Below are 293 nucleotides of genomic sequence, written 5' to 3' on the forward strand. Positions count from 1 at the left end.
TCGGCGGCTCGCGTACGTCGCGTTCACGCGGGCCCGCGACCATCTCCTGCTGTCGGGGTCGAGCTGGTCGGGCACCAAGCGTCCGCGCACCCCGAGCGTCTTCCTCGACGAGGCGACCGCGGCGCTCGGATTCGAACTCGGCGTCGGCGACCCGGGCGAGGATCCGTATGACGGTGAACGGCGCCTGCTGCACTGGCCGCTCGACCCGCTCGGGTCCCGGCGCGTCGCAGTGTCCGCGGCCGTCGAGGAGGTCGCGGCGGCGCGAGCGCGCCCCGCGGAGGAGCCGGATGCCG

1 protein-coding gene is annotated in these 293 nt (G+C 75.4%); it reads left to right on the forward strand.

All coding sequences use genetic code 11. The features are described from left to right. On the forward strand, positions 1–293 hold a 293-nt coding region (locus ACZ3HH_RS29625; RefSeq protein WP_465810092.1), incomplete at both ends, for a hypothetical protein.

The sequence above is a fragment of the Pseudomonas sp. PME37.24/025 genome (genome assembly GCF_055556615.1).